General features: G+C 49.7%; 20 protein-coding genes and 1 pseudogene. 13 read left to right on the top strand and 8 right to left on the bottom strand.

Annotated features, from left to right (window positions below):
* Window position 1 precedes the first annotated feature (1 nt).
* Together P402_RS0109245 and P402_RS0109240 are read right to left on the bottom strand one after the other, a co-directional pair.
* Window positions 2–448: a hypothetical protein gene (locus P402_RS0109245; protein WP_026828415.1), complete on the bottom strand. Its 447-nt coding sequence runs from the start codon at window positions 446–448 to the stop codon at window positions 2–4.
* 13 nt (window positions 449–461) lie between these two features.
* Window positions 462–1,172 (bottom strand): GntR family transcriptional regulator, encoded by a 711-nt coding sequence (locus P402_RS0109240; RefSeq protein WP_026828414.1) that lies wholly within the window; start codon window positions 1,170–1,172, stop codon window positions 462–464.
* A gap of 166 nt (window positions 1,173–1,338) precedes the next feature.
* Here P402_RS0109240 and P402_RS0109235 point away from each other — a divergent pair, with 166 nt between their 5' ends.
* From P402_RS0109235 to P402_RS16935, 5 genes and pseudogenes are all read left to right on the top strand, one after another.
* Entirely contained in the window at window positions 1,339–3,237 is a 1,899-nt protein-coding gene (locus P402_RS0109235; protein ID WP_026828413.1) for a beta-glucoside-specific PTS transporter subunit IIABC, read from the top strand.
* Between the two features lie 25 nt (window positions 3,238–3,262).
* Complete coding sequence (bglA, locus tag P402_RS0109230; RefSeq protein ID WP_026828412.1) at window positions 3,263–4,723, top strand: 6-phospho-beta-glucosidase BglA; 1,461 nt, start codon at window positions 3,263–3,265, stop codon at window positions 4,721–4,723.
* Window positions 4,724–4,895: 172 nt separating this feature from the next.
* On the top strand, window positions 4,896–5,393 hold the full coding sequence (locus P402_RS0109225; RefSeq protein WP_026828411.1) for a hypothetical protein: 498 nt from the start codon (window positions 4,896–4,898) through the stop codon (window positions 5,391–5,393).
* Between the two features lie 29 nt (window positions 5,394–5,422).
* Window positions 5,423–5,845 (top strand): annotated as a pseudogene (locus P402_RS16410) (5'-methylthioadenosine/S-adenosylhomocysteine nucleosidase family protein); the annotation flags it as partial.
* The gene (locus tag P402_RS16935; protein WP_152538831.1) at window positions 5,814–6,323 is read left to right on the top strand and encodes a transcription elongation factor GreAB; all 510 of its coding nucleotides are present in this window, start codon (window positions 5,814–5,816) and stop codon (window positions 6,321–6,323) included. The pseudogene P402_RS16410 and the gene P402_RS16935, both read left to right, overlap by 32 nt.
* Window positions 6,324–6,361: 38 nt before the next feature.
* Here the strand turns inward: P402_RS16935 and P402_RS0109215 are convergent, their stop codons facing one another.
* Window positions 6,362–6,832 (bottom strand): GNAT family N-acetyltransferase, encoded by a 471-nt coding sequence (locus P402_RS0109215; RefSeq protein ID WP_026828410.1) that lies wholly within the window; start codon window positions 6,830–6,832, stop codon window positions 6,362–6,364.
* A gap of 89 nt (window positions 6,833–6,921) precedes the next feature.
* Here P402_RS0109215 and P402_RS0109210 point away from each other — a divergent pair, with 89 nt between their 5' ends.
* Window positions 6,922–7,527 (top strand): GNAT family N-acetyltransferase, encoded by a 606-nt coding sequence (locus P402_RS0109210; RefSeq protein ID WP_026828409.1) that lies wholly within the window; start codon window positions 6,922–6,924, stop codon window positions 7,525–7,527.
* A 44-nt stretch (window positions 7,528–7,571) separates the two neighbouring features.
* On the opposite strand, the gene P402_RS0109205 is transcribed toward P402_RS0109210, so the two are convergent.
* From P402_RS0109205 to P402_RS0109195, 3 genes are all read right to left on the bottom strand, one after another.
* The gene (locus tag P402_RS0109205; protein WP_026828408.1) at window positions 7,572–8,234 is read right to left on the bottom strand and encodes a hypothetical protein; all 663 of its coding nucleotides are present in this window, start codon (window positions 8,232–8,234) and stop codon (window positions 7,572–7,574) included.
* A 32-nt stretch (window positions 8,235–8,266) separates the two neighbouring features.
* Entirely contained in the window at window positions 8,267–9,478 is a 1,212-nt protein-coding gene (locus tag P402_RS0109200) for an MFS transporter (protein WP_235188854.1), read from the bottom strand.
* Window positions 9,479–9,562: 84 nt separating this feature from the next.
* Complete coding sequence (locus P402_RS0109195; RefSeq protein ID WP_026828406.1) at window positions 9,563–10,033, bottom strand: DUF2975 domain-containing protein; 471 nt, start codon at window positions 10,031–10,033, stop codon at window positions 9,563–9,565.
* Window positions 10,034–10,235: 202 nt separating this feature from the next.
* Between P402_RS0109195 and P402_RS0109190 the strand changes: the two genes are divergently transcribed.
* The 4 genes from P402_RS0109190 (at window position 10,236) to P402_RS0109175 (ending at window position 13,240) form a co-directional block, all read left to right on the top strand.
* Window positions 10,236–10,454, top strand: a complete 219-nt coding sequence (locus P402_RS0109190; protein WP_026828405.1) for an AbrB/MazE/SpoVT family DNA-binding domain-containing protein — start codon at window positions 10,236–10,238, stop codon at window positions 10,452–10,454.
* Between the two features lie 36 nt (window positions 10,455–10,490).
* Complete coding sequence (locus P402_RS0109185; protein ID WP_026828404.1) at window positions 10,491–10,991, top strand: cation:proton antiporter regulatory subunit; 501 nt, start codon at window positions 10,491–10,493, stop codon at window positions 10,989–10,991.
* 3 nt (window positions 10,992–10,994) lie between these two features.
* Window positions 10,995–12,215, top strand: coding sequence for a cation:proton antiporter (locus P402_RS0109180; RefSeq protein WP_026828403.1), 1,221 nt, complete (start codon window positions 10,995–10,997; stop codon window positions 12,213–12,215).
* Window positions 12,216–12,316: 101 nt separating this feature from the next.
* Window positions 12,317–13,240, top strand: coding sequence for an NAD(P)-dependent alcohol dehydrogenase (locus P402_RS0109175; protein ID WP_026828402.1), 924 nt, complete (start codon window positions 12,317–12,319; stop codon window positions 13,238–13,240).
* 96 nt (window positions 13,241–13,336) lie between these two features.
* On the opposite strand, the gene P402_RS16400 is transcribed toward P402_RS0109175, so the two are convergent.
* Entirely contained in the window at window positions 13,337–13,858 is a 522-nt protein-coding gene (locus P402_RS16400) for a dihydrofolate reductase family protein (RefSeq protein ID WP_034769888.1), read from the bottom strand.
* A gap of 83 nt (window positions 13,859–13,941) precedes the next feature.
* Here P402_RS16400 and P402_RS0109165 point away from each other — a divergent pair, with 83 nt between their 5' ends.
* Together P402_RS0109165 and P402_RS0109160 are read left to right on the top strand one after the other, a co-directional pair.
* The gene (locus tag P402_RS0109165) at window positions 13,942–14,829 is read left to right on the top strand and encodes a helix-turn-helix transcriptional regulator (protein ID WP_026828401.1); all 888 of its coding nucleotides are present in this window, start codon (window positions 13,942–13,944) and stop codon (window positions 14,827–14,829) included.
* 82 nt (window positions 14,830–14,911) lie between these two features.
* Window positions 14,912–16,924 (top strand): Na+/H+ antiporter, encoded by a 2,013-nt coding sequence (locus P402_RS0109160; protein ID WP_026828400.1) that lies wholly within the window; start codon window positions 14,912–14,914, stop codon window positions 16,922–16,924.
* Between the two features lie 44 nt (window positions 16,925–16,968).
* Here P402_RS0109160 and P402_RS0109155 read toward each other — a convergent pair whose 3' ends face one another.
* The gene (locus P402_RS0109155) at window positions 16,969–18,384 is read right to left on the bottom strand and encodes an NAD-dependent succinate-semialdehyde dehydrogenase (protein WP_026828399.1); all 1,416 of its coding nucleotides are present in this window, start codon (window positions 18,382–18,384) and stop codon (window positions 16,969–16,971) included.
* 190 nt (window positions 18,385–18,574) lie between these two features.
* On the opposite strand from P402_RS0109155, the gene P402_RS0109150 reads away from it, so the two are divergent.
* Complete coding sequence (locus P402_RS0109150) at window positions 18,575–19,819, top strand: polysaccharide deacetylase (protein WP_235188853.1); 1,245 nt, start codon at window positions 18,575–18,577, stop codon at window positions 19,817–19,819.
* Window positions 19,820–19,825: the final 6 nt, after the last annotated feature.

Below are 19,825 nucleotides of genomic sequence, written 5' to 3'. Positions count from 1 at the left end.
GTTATTCAGATGAATACAATAACTTATCTGTCTTGAAATCGTAAATCCGGTAAGAAATTGGAAATGCATGATCTTTTGTAGTCGTCACGTGACACGTATACGGGACGTCCGGTCCGTAAGCCCCAAGTTCGACCCGATCAAGAAAACTGAAATAGTCACCTGTTTTATCCAAAGAAAGATCAATCGTCCGCGGCTTGGATTGATCATCGTATTCCACCGTACAGGTTCCTTTAATTGTCGCATAGTCATGAAAAACGATGTATTTCAAGCTGGGAACAGTGTAAACAATCAGTCCTACACCACACAACAACATCAGAAAGGTCCCGATATAATGCTTGAATCTCGCCTCATTGTCATGACGAAACAAGAAAAATGCCAATATGCTCAGCAAAATCAGCACAAAACCGCCTGCGAGAATGGCGTAATAAAAAAGCACTTCTTGATTCATGTTCCAAGTCCCCTCATAAATACAAGCCGTTCGCCTGAACGACGAATTGCGAGTGCTCATAATGATAGGTAATGACGGAATAGTCGAACGGACGACCATTCGTCAAGTGGAAGATCGTCTCGACCGTCAATGCCGGATCACCGGCTTTTAGCTCCAAGTGTTGCGCAATCGAGTCCGGCAACTTGCCGACATGCATGTACATATCCGAGAACCCGATATTCAGTCCGAGTGCTGTCTCCAGATATTCAAAAATCGACTGTTCGACGATTTCTCGGTTCAAATAAGGGACAATTGCTTGACGGTAATAGGACTCTTCGAGGCACATGATGTTGTCGTCGATATAGCGGATCCGTTTAATGGCATAGACCATTTCGCCGGGAGCACTCCCCAGGTTTTCGATGATTTCTTCCGGGCACGGGATCAACTCAAACGACAGTACTTTGGATTTGATGTCGTGCTCGACTAAATTTTGTTTAAATCCTTGCGTCGAAAACAGCTCGATATAGCCTTTCCGATTTGTCTTGCGGACAAAAATTCCGCTGCCGCGGACTTGAAAGATGGTCCCTTTTCGCTCCAATAATTCCAGTGCTTTCGTCATCGTCGTCTTGCTGACCTCGAATTGACGGATCAATTGATCGAGAACCGGTAGTTTGTCGCCTTGCTGTAAGGCATGTCGTTCAATATAAGCTTCGATTTCCGTCGCCGTCTGTTGGTATTTCAGCATGGTTCACCCTCATTTTCCAGTAATTGTTCTACTTTTTTACTATAGCATAAGATGATTTTGAACTACATTATTCAAATAATTAAATTAAATATGGATTGATAAATTGTACATGTACAATTATAATAAGGATGTACGATTCGGATTTACAACATAAGGAGGTTCAGGGATGAGTAAAGTGCGGGATTATCAGCAGCTGGCGCATTCAATTTTGGAGGCAGTCGGCGGCGAGGACAATATCATCAGTGTCGCGCGGTGTGCGACTCGGCTACGGTTAGTGTTGAAGCGGTCGGATGCGAAGGCGAAAGACCAGGTCGCTGCTTTACCGGGTGTCATCACGGTCGTCGAGTCAGGCGGTCAGTTCCAGGTCGTCATCGGACAGCATGTCGGGGAAGTGTATGAAGCATTCCGGCCACTTGTTTCATTAGAGGACGGGAATTTGGATCAGGGAACCGAAGCACCGAAAGGAACCATCTTGAACCGGATCATCGCGACGATGTCCGCCGTCTTTGCACCGTTCGTCTATATCTTGGCAGCGGCCGGTATCCTGCAAGGGGCACTCATCTTAATTTCGCTTGTGTTTAAAGACTTTGCCGCGACGGGAACATATGAAGTGTTCAGCTTTATCTCATGGGCACCGTTTACGTTCCTGCCGATTTTCATTGCCATCACGGCAGCGAACCACTTTAAAGTCAATCAGTTCATCGCCGTCGCCTGTAGTGCGGCACTCGTCAGCCCGACTTGGGCCGAGATGGCCGGACGGGTCACATCCGGTGAATCGATTTCATTCATCGGCATCGCCTTATCGGGTACGACCTACACGTCATCGGTCTTGCCACCGTTGTTCCTCGTCTGGTTGTTGTCTTATCTTGAAAAATTCCTGAACCGGACAATCAATGACGTCATCAAACCGTTGTTCGTCCCGTTCTTCTGTATGGTCATCATGGTGCCGCTGACGATTCTCGTCATCGGTCCGATTACGACACTCGGAGCGGAAGGAATTGCAAACGGATACAATTATTTAGCAGAAAATGCACCGGCGCTAGCCGGATTGATCATCGGTGGTTTTTGGCAGATTATCGTCATCTTTGGTGTCCACTGGGGCGTCACACCGATGGTCCTGGCGAACTTCGAACAATATGGTCGGGATTCGTTCCAGGCGTATCAGACGATTGCCGTCATCGCCCAGGTCGGTGCCGTCATCGGTGTCATTTTAAAAACACGCAACAAAGAAACGAAAAAGGTTGGTGTCTCAGCCGGTCTGACCGGGATTTTCGGAATTACCGAACCGGCGATTTACGGCGTGACGTTACGCTTTAAGAAACCGTTCATCTACGGCTGTATCTCGGGCGCGGTCGGAGCAGTCGTCGCGAGTTTCTTCAAACCGTATTACTTCGCCTACGCCGGTCTGCCTGGACCATTGACGCTCGTCAACGGCATCAGTTCCGACTATCCGTCGTCGATCGTCGGATTGTTGATCGGAACGGCGATTGCCTTGATTTTACCGATCGTCTTGATTCAAATTCTCGGTTTTGGTGAAGAGAAAGTCGTCTCGGTCACGACGACACCTGCGACACCGGTGCCGGCACAAGAAGTCAGTGCGACGTTGACGAACGAAGAAACGATTCAAGCACCACTGGCCGGACAAGTCGTGCCACTGTCTGACGTACCAGATGAAGTCTTTGCCTCGGGAGCGATGGGACAAGGTGTCGCGATTCGTCCGACTGGCAACACGGTCGTCGCACCGTTCGCTGGGACTGTCGTCATGATTGCGCCGACGAAACACACGATTGGTCTCCGGTCGACAAGTGGTGTCGAAGTGTTGATTCACGTCGGTCTCGAAACCGTCGGCTTGGACGGAAAACCGTTTACGTTACACGTTGAAGACGGAGCACATGTCGAAGTGGGTCAAACGCTGTTGACGTTTGACGCCTCTGCAATCGAACAGCATGGCTTACAGACGATCACACCCGTCATTGTCACGAACGCGTCCAGTTACGCGGAAGTGTTGGCGACAGACGCCGGTACGGTCGAAGCCAATACGGCGATTTTAACGATTGTTAAATAAGAGAGAATAGAAGGAGGAAATAAAGATGAAGACATTACCAAACGATTTTTTATGGGGCGGGGCACTCGCTGCCCATCAATTTGAAGGCGGCTGGAACGCCGGTGGCAAAGGACCAAGTGTCGTTGACGTCATGACAGCGGGTGAACACGGAGTTGCCCGACGAATCACCGAGACGATTGAAGACGGGACGTTTTATCCGAACCATGAAGCGATTGATTTTTATCACCGCTATAAAGAAGACATTGCCTTGTTTGCCGAGATGGGATTGAAATGTCTCCGGACGTCAATCGGCTGGAGCCGGATTTTCCCGAACGGCGACGAAACGGAACCGAATGAAGCTGGACTGCAGTTTTATGATGATGTCTTTGACGAGTTGTTGAAACACGGCATCGAACCGATCATCACGCTGTCACACTTCGAAATGCCGTTGCACCTGGCCCGCGAATACGGCGGTTTCCGTAATCGGAAAGTCGCCGAGTTCTTCGAGCGATTCGCTGAAGTCTGCTTCACGCGCTACAAAGACAAAGTCACGTACTGGATGACGTTCAACGAAATCAACAACAAGATGGATGTCGAAAACCCGTTGTTCCTCTGGACAAACTCCGGTGTCAAAGTCGAACCGGGCGAAAACGCGATGGAAGTCATGTATCAGACCGGTCACCACGAGTTGATCGCCAGTGCTCTTGCCGTCGCGAAAGGAAAAGCGATCAATCCCGACTTCCAAATCGGGGCGATGATTTCACACGTCCCGATCTATCCATACTCGTCGCATCCGGAAGACGTCATGCTGGCTGAAAAATCGATGCGTCAACGGTACTTCTTCCCGGATGTTCAGGCGCGCGGTTACTATCCGAACTATGCCTTAAAAGAGTTTGAACGCGAAGGATATGCCATTCCGATTCTCGACGGCGACGACGAAATCCTGAAAAACGGAACGGTCGACTACATCGGCTTCAGCTATTACATGTCAACGACCGTCAAACACGACGCGACTGTCAACAATACAGGCAACATCGTCAACGGCGGTCTTGCGAACGGTGTCGAGAATCCATACATCCAGTCAAGCGACTGGGGCTGGGCGATTGATCCGGTTGGACTCCGCTACGTTCTGAATCGTCTCTATGACCGGTACCAACTCCCGCTCTTCATCGTCGAAAATGGCTTTGGGGCCGTCGATACGATTGAAGATGGCAAGATTCATGACGCAGCGCGGATTGACTATCTGAAGACGCATATCGAAGCGTTGACGGAAGCGGTCACGGAAGACGGCGTCGAATTGATGGGCTACACACCGTGGGGCATCATCGACATCGTATCGTTTACGACGGGTGAGATGAAAAAACGCTACGGGATGATTTACGTCGACCGTGACAATGAAGGCAACGGTTCAATGGAGCGGATGAAAAAAGATTCGTTCGACTGGTATAAACAGGTCATTGCGACAAACGGACAAGACTTGGCGTATGACAAAGCAACACAACGTTAAGCCGGCAAACCTCCACCTGAAGCGGGTGGAGGTTATTTGTTGTATCGAAAAAAGACTTGCTTGATCAAGCGAAAGACAGGATGATAAAGAAGATGTCATCCATTTTTTGTATGGATTAATAAAAATCATCCTAAATACAGGATGATTCAAAAATATGATGGAGGTTATACATATGTTTACAGTTGATGAGTATTTAGCTTCAATCAAAACGAATCTTGCGCAGCACACAGACGTGCTGGTCAAAAATTTGAAGACAATCGCAGAGGCGAACTTTGCACAGGATGTCGAACTGCTAGATTTTTCTGCGTTTATCGAACCGTCGCGGCATGATCTATCAATCATGTTCTTTTCGATGGACCGAGAAGCAAATGAAGTGTTTGAAGAAGACGGGACGCCGGGCTTTGCCGGCAGTAAATCGATGCTCGACGAGGCGGTGTATTATCACGTTACACCGAAACAATCGGATGACTTTGATGTGTTCCATGAGGAAAATGAAGAAATCTTGATCGAACAGGAGCGACAACTCTTTGCGGATTGGTTCAGCACGTGTTGGCAACAAGCCGGTGGAGAGCGGGTTCAACTGCCTGCCTATTTTAATGTCCACGACGAAGGAGAAACGTTTGACTTGAAGCGGCGGAATTGGATGGATGAAGAGGGGAAATGGGATTGAGTTCGGAGGCGATTGGCAAGAACCGCTTCATGGTGGGTATCAGCATTGCGACGGTTTGGGAGTTTGAAGCGACGTTAGATTACTTTCACGTGAAAGAAACGGAACGGATCACGTACCCGTACGGGGAATACTTTTGCCGGACAATCAACGGGAAACCTGTCGTTTTTTACAGCACCGGTGTCCGGAAAGTAAACGGGGTCGGCGGTAACCAGTACATGCTGGCGCGTTTTTCACTTCAGAAAGTGCTTGTCGTCGGGACATGCGCTGGGATCGACGAACGGTTTGACGTACTTGACATCCTCATTCCGGACCGAGCGGTTCAATATGACTGTACGGTGAAGGAAGTCGAGCCGTTGCTGAAACCGTCGTTCATCGTTGAAATCGATGTGCTGAAATACGGCATTAAAGGTAACGGGACGATTGGGACGGCTGACCGCGCGGTCGTCATGTGGAATCGGACAACCGAAAGAGCCCGACTTCCCTCGGTATACGGGCGAATACTTACACATTGCCTATATCGGGAAAGCACCTGAAGTCCGGGAAGACAACGTCCGTCTAGAGGAAATTTCATTCGCTGAATTAAAAAATCGCAAGCAGGTCGCTTCGACGTTCGACGCTGTACTGATCATGCCGAATAAATTACTGGAAGCGGATCAAGGCGAGTATGCCGATACCTACTTGAAAATGCGAATTCCGACGTTTTTCATCGGGTCGAATAAGGGGCATGTGCCGTTCATCGCGGACTGGATTTCGTACAAGGAAGCGGCGGGGGAGACGACCGATTATGCAGCCGGTTACTTAAACGGGAAAAAGACCTTGTTTTGGACGTACGGGTTATACAACGATGTCAAAACGAAGGGACATATTACCGCCATGTATTCGAATGTCTTTCAAACAGTGGAAACGGTAAAGAACAAACAACGGCAGTAACAAAAAACGCCACTCCGGCATAGAATCGGAATGGCGTTTTACGCATGAAATTGCGTCATAATGAGAAACGTGGAGTGAGCTGTTGAAAAAGTCGATTGGCGCCGAAACCCGAGCTGTTCATACAGGTGAATCGCCCGTTCGTTAAATGTCGCGACGGTCAAACGAAGGGGTAAGGAAGTCTGGGATTTGGCGGTATCGAGAACAAACGAACAAAAGGTAAAACCAGTTCCTTGCCCGGTCAGTTTTGGCTGACGGCCGAGTCCGATATCCAAGTAGTCATCTGGATACAGGTGAAGTGAACGACCGGGTGGTACTTGAGCTGATCGGCCGGTACAGAAGAAGCCGACCAGTTGTGCTTGATCGATGACGGCCTGATAGGAACCGTCGAGCAGTTCGGCATACGCTTCCTCCGACGTCTCCATATTGTAAAAATCGTACGGCGGCGGATAGGTCCACTTCAGAATCGCAGTTGCCTGTTCAACCGTCATCGGGACAGCTTGAAATGTCATAACTTGTACCTCCGGATATAATTTTCTCCACTGTATCGCATTCCTGTTATTTTTTCTATATAATGTAAAAAAAGAACGGGGGAACGAATATGACATCAACGGAATTTTACCAACACTTACCGGTCCTTGAGACCGAACGATTGGTGTTGCGACCACTGCAAGTGAAAGATCTCGACGATCTATTTGAATACACACAAGACGAGGAAACCGCCCGTTACGTGACGTGGAGTGCCAATCAAACGATTGAGCAGGCAGAGCAGTTTCTGAACTACGTCCTGTCGAACTACGAACAGGGGAAAGAAGCACCATGGGCGATCGTTTGGAAGGAAACCGGCAAGATGATCGGGACGATTGACTTTATTCATTTGTTGCTCGATGACAATGAACAAGCGGAACTCGGTTATGCGTTATCGCGTCAGTTCTGGGGCAAAGGCATCGTCACGGAAGCGGTCGAATGCGTCATGGCGTTCGGTTTTGAGGAACTCAAGCTCGAACGGATTCAAGCGCGGTGCATGGAAGGCAACATCGGTTCCGCCCGGGTGATGGAAAAAGTCGGCATGAAGTACGAAGGAACGTTACGCCGGTTAATCTTCATCAAAGAAGCGTTTCACGACGTCAAGATGTATTCGATGTTACGGGATGAGTATGCCATGTTGCGCCAAGGGTCGACACAACAGACGAAACAACATCAATGAGTCAAAACCCCCAATCCGGTTTGCCGGTTTGGGGGTTTTTCTGATTACATTGTCTGCTCGACGGATGAAGCATCCACGAATTCAACCGTATGCGTCACCGTATCAAGAATCCGCGTCCGTGGATCATCTTTTGAGAGGAAGATGGCTTCCCCGGTCGCGTCAAAGGCAAACGCCGTCGGAATCGAGAAGCCGCAGTTCCGGTATGACCCGTCGGCGTGACTCGTTCCGATGAACAGTGCTGATTGCTGGCGGCTGATTTTTTGTGCTTCACCGGACCAGTCCGTGTATTGTTCCTCACTAAACATTCCGACACCGATTGGATTAAAGATGATATCCACCGTATCGTGCTTCAGACCATCGAGTCCGAGAAAAACCTCGCGGCAAAGCAGATATCCGGCTGCTTGCCCGGCAACGATGGCGGTCGACGGCGTATAGAGCGGACCCGCTTCCGGTGTCTTCGCCCGGTCGAGCAGGAGCTCTCCTTCTGCATTGATAATCAGTGCCCGGTCCAAACGGTTTGCGTCGCGGTAACCGGTCACGATGATCGTCGCATACTGTTTTGCTAACTGGCGCAACGTCGCGACATCTGTCTCGCGGCAATACCCTTCCGGATAGAGAAGGAGATTGATGTCCGGATAGGCGGCAATCTCACGTCGTAATTGTTCGAGTTGGGTTTCTTGTTTTGGTTGGCCGATTAAAATTTTCATAGTGGAGCACATCCTTATAAGTAGTGTAGGAATTAAGAAATTTGTTTTGTTGTCTGATCTTCGCGGAAAAATGCTTCCTTGTTTGATCGCAGAACACTAACAATCAGCACGACACTCAGTCCCGCAAGCAGGACGGCGGCAACGATGATGCTGAACCGAAGCGGGAGCACATCACCGGTAAAACCAATCACTAAAATGAACAGGATTTGAACCAGGCTTTGACCAAGACCATACAGGCTCGTGAAGCGGCCAATCAAATCGTGCGGGACATTGTTTTGGTAAAACGTCAGGAAACCGGTTCCGGAAAACGTATTAAAAAAGCCGAGTAACAAAAATCCGACCGTCACCATCAGGAATGAGTCGGCAGTCGCATAAAGTAAGTAACCGAGCGCAACAAACAGATAACCGCTGACGAGTAATGCCTTGAGCGACAGCCGGTTCGCAAAACGTGCCACGGTCAGACCACCGAGAATGGAACCAATTCCCGTGATGCTGATCAGAAGTCCGTAATCGGTTGTGGTCAGACCGACGACTGTCTGTAGAAACACGACTTCCTGGGCATCCATCGCGAGAGCGAGACTCATGGACAGAATCCCGAGTATGTAAATCAGACAAACGAAACGATTGGTACGGCTGAAGCGGCTCACAGTCCGCCAATCTGTTGCGAGATCCCCGACCTGTAGTTTTGGAGTAGATGCTGCGTGCGGAACAGACGGCAAAGTAAGCAGTAACAGACCGGATACGAGGAACGACACCGCGTTGATCCAGATAGCCACTCCCGGTGTTGCGATAAGCAACAATAATCCGGCGATGGCCGGACCAATCAAAAAAGCACTTGATGTAATCAGACTCCGGTACGCATTAAACGATTTGCGGCTGTTTTCCGGGACGATTTGCGTCAGATAACTGATTGCGGCTGGTTCAAAAAACGCTTTGACGAGCGCAAGTCCGAACAATGTCAGGTAAATCAACGGTAACGTCGAAATCAGGGGAATTAAGGCAACGAGCAGTGCACGGATCGCATCTGTTCCAATCAACCATCGCCGGACATCGACCCGGTCAATCACGCTGCCGGCCCAAAATTTCATGAACAGGGAGGCAAGTGGACCAATGATCCAAAGACCGGCGACCGCAGCGGCTGATCCGGTCAATTGATAGAGGTAAACATTGATGGCGACTAAATACACAAAATCTCCGAACTGGGAGATACCGAATGAGAGAAGTAGCGTTGAAGTGCGAGACACGATAGTCCACCTACTTTAGTCATACATATTTTACCAAAAGTATACAGGAAGTGTGGATGATGTGCTATACGAGAATTCAATTACTTATTCAGGACGTGAATCCGATTTCTGTAGAAGTGACTGTAGAAGCGAACTGATTACGCTGAATGTAAAGGGGATCAAAATCAGCAGGAAAGCAAAAAGAATGAGAGCGGGCGCATCATCACGGTCGGCGACGATGAACATGACAGGAAATAAACAGAGTGCGACGGCACTTATGAGATAACCACACATGGTGATGATCCCGAATGAAGCGGCAATCGGTGTAACGGTTGCGTTCGATTTGAGGGAACGAAGAATTTTCAAGATATGGATGAAGGCAATCAGACAAGGGATGAATGCTAATAGTCCCGCCATCAAAATAAAATAACCCGGTTTATCCAGTAAAATATCCAGTGAGAATCCTTTTTGTGCTCTTTTAATAAACAGGGAAATCGCGACTCCTGCTAATCCGAACAAACCAATCAGCATTCCAGTGAAAACCAGTTGCAAATACACGAGACGCCATTTTTTCATGATCAATCCCTCCTTTCTTTCTGTCAGTATAGAACAACCGACATGAAAGATTGCCCGTCTGAAGGCGGATTTAAGCGAGGGAATCGATTCTTTTGTTTAATTCAAAGCAAAGTACTCGGAATTAAATTGGAAGTATGTTACGCTATAAATAAGAAAAGTAAGGAAGTAAGGAAAATCAGAAAAAGAAAGAAGGAAGTTCGGAATGGAGCTATCCAAGTTGACGTCCAAAGGACAAATTACGATCCCGAAAAAAATCAGACAAGCGTTACAGGTGGAGGAAGGAGATCGCGTTGCATTCATCGAGGAAGACGGGTTTGTCATCATGGCGAAAGCGGATTTACAACAGCTGCATGACCTTCAAGATATATTGAGTGACGAAAAGTTCAAGTTGCTCATTCAAAAAGCGAATCATCATTTATAAACCAATCGATTGACCAATTTAAAGGAGGAACTACAGATGGATATGCGCGAAGTAGATTTACCGGGAATCGGACGGAAGTTCGAAGGAATTACAACACGGGGAGATAAGGTGGTCGTGATCGTCCATGACGACGGACGCCGGGAAATGCACCATTACGACGATGACGATTTTGATGAGAGCATCTCGAGCGTGACGTTTAATGACGCCGAAGCCCGTCAGATGGCCGGTATTTTAGGTGGGCTGGCCTATAAACCGAAAGACTTGGAAAAAATTGAACTGGCATTTGACGATCTCGTCATCGAATGGTTCAAGATCGGACAGGATTCAGCCGTCAATAACCGGACGATCGGTGAGCTTGATGTTCGCAATCAATATGACATCTCAATCATCGCGGTTCTGAAACACGATAAATCAAAATCATTGAATCCGGGACCGGAAACACGTCTTGAAGCAGGAGATACCATCGTCTTGTCCGGAGAACGTCAAAACGTCCGCCATATCACGAAAGCTCTATTCTCAATTGAAGGAGGCGGATGATATATGGATCATTTAATATTTGAAGTCGGTACCGCGCTTATCTTAGTGGCGATCGCAGCATTGCTTGCGAATAAATTGAATTTTTCGATCATTCCGTTTTTAATCATTTTAGGAATGATCGTAGGACCGCACGCTCCGACAATCGGGATACTAGACTTCAAGTTCATTGAAAGTGCTGAGTTCATCAGCTTCCTCGGACGCATCGGTGTCCTGTTCCTCCTGTTTTATCTGGGACTGGAGTTCTCAATCGGAAAATTAATCCGGTCGGGTAAATCAATCGTCACGAGCGGAACGATTTATTTATCGATCAACTTCACCGGTGGATTGTTGTATGGATTCATCGCCGGCTTCCCCCTATATGAAGTGTTAATCATCGCCGGAATCATCACGATCTCATCCAGTGCAATCGTCGCGAAAGTACTGGTCGACTTGCGCCGGACCGGGAATACGGAAACGGAATTGATTCTTGGAATCATCATGTTCGAGGACATCTTCCTCGCCGTCTATCTGTCCGTCTTGTCAGGACTCCTGCTTGGAGACGGGACGACGTTACTTGGTTCGTTAACCTCGATTCTGATTGCCCTCGGTTACATGTTGCTGTTCTTCATCATCGCAAGGAAAGCGACACCACTCCTCAACCGGATGTTGAAGATCGCCTCGGACGAAGTCTTCATCATCGTTGTCTTTGCGTCATTGTTCTTCGTCGCCGGTTTTTCGGAAACAATCCACGTCGCGGAAGCCATCGGTGCCTTACTGCTCGGACTGGTCTTTTCGGAAACGGATCAAGGCGAACGGATTGAACATCTCGTCGTCCCGTTCCGCGATTTCTTCGGTGCGATCTTCTTCTTCAGCTTCGGACTGAGCATTGATCCGACGATGCTGCTCGATGCCGTGTGGCTCGCACTTGGTGCCGTCGTCATCACGATTGTCGGGAACTATGTCGCCGGAATGATTGCCGGACGCAGAGCCGGGCTGTCACACAAAGCTTCTTCAAACATCGGGCTAACCATCGTCTCCCGTGGTGAGTTTTCAATCATCGTCGCGAATCTCGGGATCGCCGGCGGACTGATGGACATCCTGTCGCCGTTTTCCGCCTTGTATGTCTTAATTCTCGCGATTCTCGGACCACTCATGACGAAAGAATCCAAACGGATTTATAACTTCATGAACGGTATCTTTAAATGGACGGAACCTAAACCGAAAAAGACAAAACCAAAAGCGTGATGGCCAGCGTCTGTCAGGTAAAACGGACAGGCATCAAGCAGGCTTTCGAAGCTCCGCTGTCGTATTCCTTTAAGTAACCAATCTGTACGAGGAGGGATACAATGAAAGCCGTCATTTGTACTGCTTATGGTCCACCGGATGTATTGAAGTTACAAGAAGTCGAAAAGCCTGTCCCAAAAGCCTTTGATCTGCTGATTCAGGTACATGCCTCTGCCGTTCACTCCGGGGATCGGCGGATGCGGGCACTCGATGTCCCGGCAGCAGGAAAGCTTCCGATGCGTCTCGTCGTCGGATGGAAAGCACCGAGACAGCCGATTTTAGGAGTCGTCTTAGCGGGCGAAGTCGTCGCGACGGGCAGTCGTGTCCAGCACTTCAAAGTCGGCGATCGGGTCTACGCCCTGACCGGGATGCGCTTTGGCGGTTACGCCGAGTATGCCTGCATCAAGGAAAACAAATGTGTGGAGCAGATGCCGCGTAACGCGAGCTTTGCAGAAGCAGCCAGCCTTCCGTTTGGCGGAACGACCGTCCTGCATTTTTTCCGGAAACTGAACCTCGAGCAGGCGAAGACGATTTTGATTTACGGGGCGTCCGGAGCCGTCGGTTCAATTGCTGTCCAAATCGCGAAACAGTATGGTCTTCATGTAACGGGCATCTGTAGCGGGCGGAATGCTGAACTGGTCACACGTCTTGGGGCGGATGTCGTCGTCGACTATACAAAGCCGGGCTACGATGCGTCGTTAACGAGGTATGACGCCGTATTTGATGCGTCCGGGAAGGTCGATAAACGGACAGCCCGTCAGCATGTCGGACCGAACGGAGCGTTTCGTTCAGTCGCCGGACAAGGTGTCGCCCGTGCGCTGAAAAAAGATTTAACCCTGCTGAATGAGTGGTTTGAAGCGGGGCAGATCAAAGCAGTCATCGATACGGTGTATTCGCTTGACGACATCGTCGCTGCTCACCGTTACGTCGATTCCGGACAGAAGCACGGCAATGTCATTGTGTCGGTTGCCGACGATCATGGTTGAACGGATAAAATGAAATACAATCATGAAAGGAAAAACCTTTGAACACGTACATGGATGAAATGTATCGTTTCAAAGGTTTTTTGCTTGTGCTGTAGATTACTTCAAGACATCATAGGTTGCCATGATGAACTGTCCGGACGGACGAGAACCGGTCAGGCGGAAGCGGGTTTCAAGCGTCCCTTCCGGAAACAGCGGAATCCCGCTACCGAGGACGACCGGTGCGATTGCCAGTTCGAGCTGATCAATCAGTTGCAACCGTAAGGCTTCCTGAATCAATTCACCACCACCGATCAGCCAAATCTTCCCGTCGATCGTCGGACCGATCCGATTGATTAAGGCATCGAGTGATTCATTCGTGTAGGTCGCGTGTTCCGACAGTTTGCCCGGTTGCCGGGTCATGACATAGTTGTCGATGCTTGGGTACGGATACTCTTCGCTCAGCACCAAGACTTCGTCAAACGTTTTCCGGCCCATGATGACGGCACCGACGTCTTCCATGAACGTCGCGTAGCCGTTGTCACCGTCTCCTTCAACGGCGAACAACCAATCGAGTGAATCGTTTGAACGGGCGATTTTCCCGTCTAAACTGCAGGCGATATATAAAACGGTTTTTGTCATCGTAACTCCTCCTGTTGTTTGTTCTACACTTAGTCTACGGTATAATTACGACAAAAGATGTCGTAATTAAAGAGGAGATTTTTATGAAAAGTCGTCATTTAAAAGTGATGCGTCTGCTGAACCGGCAGCAACTGCTGACGGCACGGGAACTTGCGGAAGCCTGCGGAGTTTCCTTGCGGACGATCCAGCGTGATTTGCTCGAACTCGAAGCAAACGGATATCCGATTTACAGCGAACGGGGAGCGGCAGGTGGATACCGGGTCCTGCCGAACCGGTTGTTGCCGCCGCTTGCCCTGCGAGAACAGGAAGCGATCACGTTGTTTTTGATGCTTGACTGGGTCGGACAGATTCCGGATTTGCCGTTTGGTGCATTGCGGGGCAATCTTGCCGAATGGTATTTGCACGAATTGCCGGGGGATCTCGAAGTCAAGCTCGACCGTCTCAAAGGACGGGTCCGCTTTGCGCGACCGGATACACCGGCATCTCCCTTGACGCGTAACCTATTGCGTTTAATGGAAGCAGAAGTGAAAGGAGAGGTCGTCTATCGGACGACGAGCGGTCGCCGGACGATTCTGATTGATCCGATTGGTCTGACATTTGAAAGGAACCGCTGGTATCTGCTCGCGCAGACGGACCGGGGATTGCGCCAGTACCGTGTTGACCGGATAGAACAGGTGACTGAGACGACGATCCCGTCGAAACGAATGACGTTCGAAGAAGCAGAACATTCAAATGAAGCAGGAGAACAGGTGACGGTCCTTCTCGAGTTGACACCGCTTGGAGAACGGTTGCTCGAAGGGATTTTACCGCTCAACGAGCAATGGACATGGTCGGTACCACGACTGGAACTCCCGTTTCTCGGCCGGCAGTTATTTGGACTAGGTCGGGAAGTCAAGGTACTCGAACCGTTAGCGTTACAGGAAGAAATCCGGCGCCATGCCAGTGATGTGCTGGCAATCTATCAGGCATGACAAAGGGTCCTGTTCCTAAGTCAGTAAGAAACTATGTTACGATATAACCAGAGAAACATGGTAAAAACGGAAGGGGTTTTCTATGGAAACGTTATCACTTATTTTGTTAATGCTAGCCTTAATCATCTTGACGCAAGTCCTCGGACACTACATCCGCTTCATTCCGACCGCCTTGATTCAAATCCTCGTCGGAACGATTACGGCACTGTTAATCAGCGGACTGAAGATTGAAGTCGAATCGGAATGGTTCCTGTTATTATTCATCGCTCCATTGCTCTATAATGACAGTTCACATTTTCCGCGCGATGAATTGTGGAAGATGCGCGCTGCCATTTTCGGTAATGCCATCGTCCTCGTCTTATTGACGACGGTCATCGGTGGATACTTCATCAACTGGCTCGTACCGGTCATTCCGGTTGCGGCCGCCTTTGCGCTCGCTGCGATCCTCTCACCGACCGATCCGATTGCCGTCAACGGGATTGCGAAACGCGTCCAGATTCCGGAACAGATTTTAAATCTTGTCCGCGGTGAATCACTGATCAATGACGCGTCAGGACTAGTTGCCTTCAGTTACGCGGTCGCAGCTGTCGTCACCGGTTACTTTTCGATCCAACAGGCGACGACGGAATTCGTCTACATGTTCGCCGTCGGAGCGGTCGTTGGTCTCGCCATCAGTGTCGCGATGAACTGGTTGAAGATGAAATTACGGCGGACCGGAATTGAAGATGTCGTTTTTTATGCGTTACTGCAAATCCTGACACCGTTCATCATCTTTTTTGTTGCAGAAGAAGTCTTGCATGCGTCCGGTGTCATTGCCGTCGTGACCGGCGGGATTCTCCACGCCTTGATCAAAGAACGGACGGAAACGTTTTTTGCCCAGGAACAGACGTTGACCGACAACATCTGGACGATGATTGCCTATATCCTGAACGGGATCATCTTCCTGTTACTCGGTCTGACGTTACCGGAAGCGACACGCGAAATCTTTGCCGATGATGCGATCAACAACTGGCGTCTGATGTCGTTCGTTATTGAAATTGGAACGGTCATTCTGTTGATTCGTCTGATTTGGACGATGTTCTTCAATTGGTTCGACCATCGCTTCCTGAAAAAAGCGGATCACCGCAAACCGTCGTTTAAGCAGGATGTCATCACGACACTCGTCGGCGTCCGCGGAACGATTACGATGGTCGGGGTCTTGTCATTACCGTTCGTGACCGAATCAGGAGAAGGGTTCCCGGAACGGTCGCTGATCATTTTCCTCGCGGCCGGCGTCATCATCTTCACACTCGTTCTCGCGACAATCCTTTTACCGTTGCTCAACCGCGGTGAGGCCGATGCCCAGCCGGAACTCGATTTGAATTCGTATAAACAGCGGATGGTCAAACGGGCGATCACGGAAATCAAACAGGTCGTCCAGGAAGAAAACTCGACCGTCGCCTTTGATTTATTGAATGAATATCATGTCATGCTGCGCCTGTTACGGGCACAGGAGAAAAGTGAAGAAGAATTAACCCACTTCAACCAACAGCTGAAAAAACTGCGGCTTGAGGCAGTCCAGTGGGAACGTGACTTTACGAAGCAGTTCCTGCAGGAGCACAAAACACCGGACCAGTTGAAAAAAGAAGTCTTCCGGTCAATCGATAACCGGCGCGAAGCTATTGACAAGGAAGCCCGTTTCCGTCTGATGCAACCGATACGGAAAATCCTTTGGAAACGGAAACGGTCGAATATGTCATCCGATCAATTGATCCATCTGACGCAAGTCGAGCATGAACTGTATGAACAGGTCATGACAGGGGTCATCACCCGGCTTGAAGGATGCCGCGGCGATTATCCACCCGATGTCGTCCAAAGCGTGCTCGAGTTCTATAAACGCTTACGGTTCAAGCATACGCGTTGGTCTTCACCGGTTGGCGGGAAAGCCGATGTCGATCAACAAAAAGAAGAACTCTGTTTACGGGCAATCGAGGTCCAGCGTCAGGAAATCGCTTCGATGTCAAACGAAGGCGATTTGTCCGGCGAGGAAGAAAAAGAATTGCGCCGCTTCATTCACTATATCGAAAGTGTCGTTCTTTATGAGTACGTCGAGTAAACGAAAAAACAGCCCTTGTCCAGTGGACAGGGGCTGTTTTGCGATTAACCGAGTGACAAGTATTTGACTTCGAGGTAATCCTCGATGCCGTAGACGCCGCCTTCACGGCCGAGTCCACTTTCTTTATAACCGCCGAATGGTGCTTGGGCAGCGGATGGAGCACCGTCATTCAGACCGATGATGCCGTACTCGAGTTTTTTACCGAGTTGAAGGGCTTCGTCGATTTTTTCAGAGAACGCATATGCGGCCAAACCGTATGGTGTGTTGTTCGCGCGTTCGATGACTTCGTCGAGTGTTTCGAAGACAGAAATCGGTGCGAGCGGACCAAACGTTTCTTCCTGCATGCAAATCATGTCTTCCGTGACGTTACCGAGGACAGTTGGTTCAACAAAATAACCGACGGAGTCGTCAATTGTGCCGCCTGTTAAAATCGTGGCGCCTTTTGCGACGGCGTCGTCAATATGTGCTTTGACTTTAGCAACAGCTTTCGCATTGATCAACGGTCCGATTGTTGAATCGGCATCGAGTCCGTTCCCGACTTTCAACCGCTTGACTTCGGCGACGAATTTTTCAGTGAAGGCGTCGAGAACCGATGCCTGGACATAAAAGCGGTTCGTTGCGACACAAGCTTGACCGCCGTTGCGGAATTTCGAGCGGATGGCACCTTGAACGGCTTTGTCGAGATCCGCATTTTCCGTGACGATGAACGGAGCGTGACCACCGAGTTCAAGTGATAATTTTTTCATTGTATCAGCCGCTTGACGCATGATTAATTTACCAACAGCTGTCGAGCCCGTGAACGTGATTTTCCGGACGCGGGAATCGGCTTGCCAAACACCACTGATGGTTGCGGCGTCCCCCGTCAAGACGTTGATCGCACCAGCCGGAATACCCGCTTCGATTGCCAGTTCGACGAGGCGAAGTGCTGTATACGGTGTTTCTTCCGACGGTTTGAGGACGACCGTACAGCCGGCAGCAAGCGCCGGAGCGAGTTTTCGTGTGATCATCGCTGCCGGGAAGTTCCACGGTGTGATTGCCGCAACGACACCAACCGGTTCTTTTTCAACAAACAGGCGTTTTCCGGGCACAGATGCCGGAATCGTTTCCCCGTAAATCCGGCGTGCTTCTTCTGCGTACCAACGGACGTATTGGTTCCCGTAATCGATTTCTCCACGTGCTTCGATGAACGGTTTTCCTTGTTCACGTGTCATGATGTCTGCCAGTTCATCGCGGTGTTCCTGAATCAAGCGGTACCAGGCATCGATTTTATCAGCGCGGTCATCGGCCGTCCGTTCCGACCAGTCGACGAATGCCGTACTTGCTGCATCGACGGCACGTTGCGCATCGTCTGCTGTGCTGCTCGGGACGTGTCCGAGTAATTCTTTTGTTGCCGGGTTGAAGACCGGAATCGTTTCCTCTGTGTCATACCATACTCCATTGATTACGTTTTGTTCTATCATGTGTTGCACCTCCGTGTGTTTTCATTACGTCCCTTATTAAACACCCATCCGACCGGTTTGTGTACTTCCGCTTTGGATGGGGGGCATAACGAACTGGAATACCACCGGGAAAACCGTTAAGCAACTGAATAATCGGGAATATAAAGAATAATGACAGAAAACCTCAGATCGAAGAAGGGATGGGATGAATATGAACAGGAAGTGGATCGGAGTCACGCTTGCCGGAATCGTGCTGGTTAGTGGATGTAATCAACAGTCGGCCGCATCGGCAACGAAAACAAAACAGACCGAGCGACAGGCGACAGACGCGGATTACATACGGCAGGAGTTAAAGCGCGCTGATTTCATTGCCGCTCAGTATGATTATGCCCGGGCGATCCGGATTGTCGACCGGTTAAAGACGACGGAAGCCAAACAAAAGCGGAAGGAATACGCGGCGAAACAGGCGGATCTCAGTATGATTAAAGCCGGTACGTCCGTCCCGCACCTGTTTTTCCACTCCTTGATCGCCGAACCGAAACGCGCCTTTGACGGGGACCGGAAACAGCAGGGCTACGATGATTATATGGTGACGCAAGGGGAGTTCGAACGGATTTTAACCGCTTTGTATCAGCGGAACTATGTCCTCGTCCGACCGACTGATCTTGCGGTGTGGAAAGACGGACGGATGACGGAAAAGGGGTTCCCTTTTCCAAAGGGCAAAAAGCCGCTTGTCCTGTCGCAGGATGATGTCAACTACTATGAATATATGACGGGAGATGGTTTTGCGACGACGTTGAAAGTGAAAACCGGGCGGATCACCAATTCGATGACCGGAAAACCGGACGGTGCTTATGATCTCGTGCCAATCGTGGACGCGTTCGTCAACCGTCATCCGGATTTTTCTTACCACGGCGCGAAAGGATTACTCGGTATTACGGGCTATAACGGCGTCCTTGGATACCGGTCGTCGTATGCCCAGTACGGTTCATCCACAAAAGTCGAGCAGGCACGTCAACAGGCGAAAGCGACTGCGACGGCCTTGAAGAAGGACGGATGGCAGTTTGCCAGCCATACGTATGGTCACATCGCGATTGGGAAAGTCAGTCTGGCAACGATTCAGGCGGATACGGCGCGCTATAAACGTGATGTCGCCCCATTGATCGGAACGACCCGTCAATTGATTTATCCGTTCGGCAGTGATATTCAGAATTGGCATGGGTATACGGGGGACAAATACCGCTACTTGACGCAACAAGGATTCCATTATTTTTATAATGTCGATGCCTCGCAGCATGCGTGGAAACAGTTAGGAAAAGATTATTACCGTCAGGCCCGGATCAATGTCGACGGGATTCGGCTCCGCCAGGCCTTGGCGAAAAAAACAAAGGCCTTGGATCCGTTCTTCGATACAAAAACCGTTTTTGATCCGATGCGGCCGGTCGTTAAAAAATAATTTCAT

Origin of the sequence: Exiguobacterium sibiricum 7-3, assembly GCF_000620865.1 — a bacterium.
Classification (GTDB): Bacteria; Bacillota; Bacilli; order Exiguobacteriales; family Exiguobacteriaceae; genus Exiguobacterium_A; species Exiguobacterium_A sibiricum_A.
The sequence above is the reverse complement of the archived record's forward strand: the minus strand, read 5'-3'. Positions and strand labels throughout refer to the sequence as shown.